The following is a 3,943-nucleotide window of genomic DNA, read 5'->3' on the forward strand; positions in this document are numbered from 1 at the left end:
GGCTCTCGTCGGGCGGGACGGCTCAGCTGCACTCGTGTCACAGCCGTATTCCGCTTTCACATCAGCCTCAACAACATCGATCCCTTCGCCCGTTCCCTCGGCTAACGTCTCGAGTAGACGCCGACCCGTTATGTGATACGTCACAAAGTCTGCTGTGTGCTACTCGCTTCGTCGCCTGTGGGGCGATGCTGAGTAACGCAACGGTCCTTGGATTGACGGGGAGGTTGATCAAGGGATGACGACGACTGCGACCAGCCGGAGCGGGGAGTACTACATGAACGAGTTGCTGGCGGACATCTGTAGCCGCGCGGAGACGACGCCGTCGCTCCCCGCGGTTCGTTTCGGCGGCCGGATGGTGACCTACGGTGCACTCGGTGCGGCCATCGATTCATACGAGCCGGTGCTGCGACGTCACGGTATGTCTCACGAGGCGGCGTTCTACGCCGCGATACTGCACTCGATCCCGGCGCTCGCCGACATCACCGATCCCGATGAGCAAGGACGCAATCTCGACCAGATCGTCACCTGGCTCGCCCGGCACCTGCCGCCGTCGGCGAATCATCTGCAGGTTGCCGGCTGATCCGACGCCCGACTATCCGGTGCCGTAGACGATCCGGTGCCGTAGATCGGTGTCGCCGGGTGACCCCGATCTACGGCACAAGGATCTACGGCACAAGGGGTCTACAACACAAGGGGAATCGGGGAACGTCAGAACAGCGCGCCCACCATCAGCACGGCCGCCAGGATGGGTAGTCCGATCACGGCGCTTCCGGTTCCCAGCACCACCCCGGTCAATGCCTGGCCGGTACCGCGGCATCCCGGCTCCCGGCGGATCGTGCGGATGCTGACCACGCCCAGGACGACGGCCACGACGCCGAGCAGTCCACCGAGCCCGAGTGCCACCGTCAGCGGCACCGCCGCGAGGCCACACACCATCGAGGCCGTCGCGGCCGGAGTCGTCCGGGTGCGCGGATAACTCACCGGCCCGGCGGTGTGGGGCCGGGCGATCACGGGGCCGGCGACCAATGGCGCATCGAGAACTTCGCGTCCCCACATGTCGCCGACCGCGGGCAGCGGACCTTCGGCCCGGGCCACGTCGAGCCAGTCCGGTGAGCCGTAACCCGTGCGCCGATTCTCGCCGGCCATTTCGGGCGCCGCCATCGGCCGGACCTCGATCGGGTCGTCCTCGAGATCGTCGACGAGCGGCCAGCGCAGATGCCGGTCGGTCGCGTTCGGTGCGATCGGATGAGTTCGCTGATCCGTCGCCACGATGCCTCCCTGGTGTCTGTGTCCGGCCCAACGAGCTCCGGTGCTGATGCCGCCATGGTAGGCGACCGGGTGCGACGGGTGGGCCCGAAGCTGCGCGGTGTCTGGTTGTGCGGTGTCTGGTTGCGGCGCCGACGGGAGAAGCAGTGAGGTCAGTGGCCGCCGGAAAACGACTGCAGGAATGTGACCGCGTCGCCACTGAGCTTCCAGTTGCCGTCGACCTTGACGAACTTCATCTGGAGCCCGGCGGCCGAGTGGGGGCCACCGACGTCGAAGGTGACCAGCGCCGCGTCGTTGCCGTCGGCTGCGACCTTGGTGACCTTGTAGGTGTAGCCCATGTGCGTGGACCCCTTGGCAAATGCCTGGATGGCCGGTTTGGTGAGCGGGTTTCCGGTGTCGACGACGCTGTCGAGATCGGCGCTGGAGGTATCGGGGTTCAGCGCCTTGTCGAGGATGGCCTGGGCCGCGGCGGCGTTGAGATCGGCCGGTGCGGGCGCGGCGCTGCCCGAGGTGCCGGCGGCACTCGACTCGGTGCCGGCCGCAGTCGTGGTGGCCGCAGTCGTGGTGCTCGCGGTCGTGGCGGAGGAGTTGTCGTCGTTCGAGCACGCGGCGGCGGTGAGGACGGCAGCACCGGCCAGGGCGGCCGCGGCCACGGACTTCCGAAGCTTCATCATCTTGTCTCCCATCGAGGATTGGTAAGCCCACACTAACTGACGCAGGTCAACAGCCCTATCGGCCGCAAGACTCGGGCGGGAATTAACCGGACCGTGGTCCGGTTACCTCCGATGACAGTTCTTCCACCCACAGGAGGCGTGCCATGCAATTCGGACTCTTCAGCGTCAGCGATATCACGGTGGATCCCACGACCGGAGTCGCGCCGACCGAACACGAGCGCATCAAGGCCGTCGTCGAGATCGCCAAGAAGGCCGAGGACATCGGTCTCGACGTGTTCGCCCTCGGTGAGCACCACAATCCGCCGTTCTTCTCGTCCTCGCCGACGACCACCCTGGCCTACATCGCCGCACAGACCGCCCGGTTGCAGCTGTCCACGGCGACCACGCTGATCACCACCAACGATCCGGTGAAGATCGCCGAGGACTTCGCGATGCTGGCCCACCTGGCCGACGGCCGGGTCGACCTCATGCTCGGACGCGGCAACACCGGCCCGGTCTACCCCTGGTTCGGCCAGGACATCCGGCAGGGCATTGCGCTGGCGATCGAGAACTACCATCTGCTGCACCGGCTGTGGACCGAGGACGTCGTCGACTGGGAAGGACGGTTCCGTACCCCGCTCACGTCGTTCACCTCGACGCCGCGTCCGCTCGACGACGTCGCGCCGTTCGTGTGGCACGGCTCGATCCGCAGCCCGGAGATCGCCGAGCAGGCCGCCTACTACGGCGACGGCTTCTTCGCCAACCACATCTTCTGGCCCGCAGAGCATTCCCGGCAGCTGATCAACTTCTACCGCGAGCGCTATGAGCACTACGGACACGGCAAGGCCCATCAGGCCATCGTCGGTCTGGGTGGACAGTTCTTCATCCGCAAGAACTCCCAGGACGCCGTCGAGGAGTTCCGGCCCTACTTCGACAACGCACCCGTCTACGGACACGGTCCGTCGCTGGAGGAGTTCAGCCGCGAGACGCCACTGACCGTGGGCAGTCCGGCACAGTTCGTCGACCGCACCCTGTCGTTCCGCGAGACCTTCGGCGACTATCAGCGCCAGCTGTTCCTCGTCGACCACGCGGGTCTGCCACTCAAGACGGTGCTCGAGCAACTCGACGAGCTCGGCGCGGTGCTGCCGGAGTTGCGCAAGGGCTTCGCGCAGGGCCGACCGGCCGACGTACCCGATGCGCCGACGCACGCCGCGCTGGTGGCCGCCCGCAACGCCGGAAGCGGTGCGCGCGAGAATGATTCATCGGAGCAGACGCAGGAGGTGCAGGCATGATCCGGCTCGTGGCGGTCAACGCCGGGCTCGGTGAGCCCTCGTCGACCCGGATGCTCACCGACCGGCTGAGCGCCGCGGTTACCGCCGCGCTCGGCGCGGACCGGGTGGCGACGACGACGATCGATCTGCGCGACCTCGCGGTCGACCTCGGGCGGTCCATGGCCGCGGGCTTCGCCTCCGGTGCGGCCCGCGCGGCCGTCGACACCGTGGGGGACGCCGACGCCCTGATCGTGGCGACCCCGGTCTTCAACGCGTCCTACTCGGGATTGTTCAAGTCCTTCTTCGATCTCGTCGACGTCGACGCGATGACCGGCAAGCCGGTGCTGATCGCCGCAACCGGTGGCAGTCCGCGACATTCGCTGGTCCTCGATCACGCCCTGCGGCCGTTGTTCGGCTATCTGCGCACGGTGGCCGTACCGACGGGAGTGTATGCGGCCGCAGAGGATTGGGCTGGCGGCTCCGGTGACACGGCAAGCCTGGGCGACCGGATCGGCCGTGCCGCACGTGAACTCGCGGCACTCCTCGACGTCGGCGCCCAACGGCGGGCGACGCCGCGGGCCGAGCCGGCCGGTCCCGGTCGGAACGCCATATCCGACGCCGAGTCGGCGGGCATCGCGAATTTCGCGCGGCTGCTCGGCGGCGTCGGCTGAATCTGCTAGTGCGGCGTGTTTGAAGTTGTTGGACGGTAGGCTTTCGCGAGGATTTGTTCGGCGGTTTTCGTCCAGACGAATG

Annotated in this window: 5 protein-coding genes; 3 read left to right on the plus strand and 2 right to left on the minus strand. The window is 67.2% G+C overall.

Going from position 1 to position 3,943, the window contains the following annotated elements:
- The first annotated feature begins 235 nt into the window (after positions 1–235).
- Complete coding sequence (locus ACPXB3_RS18960) at positions 236–580, plus strand: hypothetical protein (protein ID WP_425704467.1); 345 nt, start codon at positions 236–238, stop codon at positions 578–580.
- 128 nt (positions 581–708) lie between these two features.
- Here ACPXB3_RS18960 and ACPXB3_RS18965 read toward each other — a convergent pair whose 3' ends face one another.
- Together ACPXB3_RS18965 and ACPXB3_RS18970 are read right to left on the minus strand one after the other, a co-directional pair.
- Positions 709–1,269 (minus strand): DUF4190 domain-containing protein, encoded by a 561-nt coding sequence (locus ACPXB3_RS18965; protein WP_425729031.1) that lies wholly within the window; start codon positions 1,267–1,269, stop codon positions 709–711.
- A 149-nt stretch (positions 1,270–1,418) separates the two neighbouring features.
- Positions 1,419–1,952, minus strand: coding sequence for a hypothetical protein (locus tag ACPXB3_RS18970; RefSeq protein ID WP_425729033.1), 534 nt, complete (start codon positions 1,950–1,952; stop codon positions 1,419–1,421).
- Positions 1,953–2,083: 131 nt separating this feature from the next.
- Between ACPXB3_RS18970 and ACPXB3_RS18975 the strand changes: the two genes are divergently transcribed.
- A complete protein-coding gene (locus ACPXB3_RS18975) occupies positions 2,084–3,211 on the plus strand; it encodes an LLM class flavin-dependent oxidoreductase (RefSeq protein WP_425704470.1) in 1,128 nt (375 codons plus the stop codon).
- Positions 3,208–3,861 carry a CE1759 family FMN reductase gene (locus ACPXB3_RS18980; RefSeq protein ID WP_425704471.1) on the plus strand — a complete coding sequence of 218 codons (654 nt, stop codon included), beginning with the start codon at positions 3,208–3,210 and terminating at the stop codon, positions 3,859–3,861. The genes ACPXB3_RS18975 and ACPXB3_RS18980 overlap by 4 nt, the downstream gene beginning before the upstream one ends.
- Positions 3,862–3,943: the final 82 nt, after the last annotated feature.

It is taken from the genome of Gordonia sp. DT219, assembly GCF_049847065.1.
Lineage (GTDB): Bacteria > Actinomycetota > Actinomycetes > Mycobacteriales > Mycobacteriaceae > Gordonia.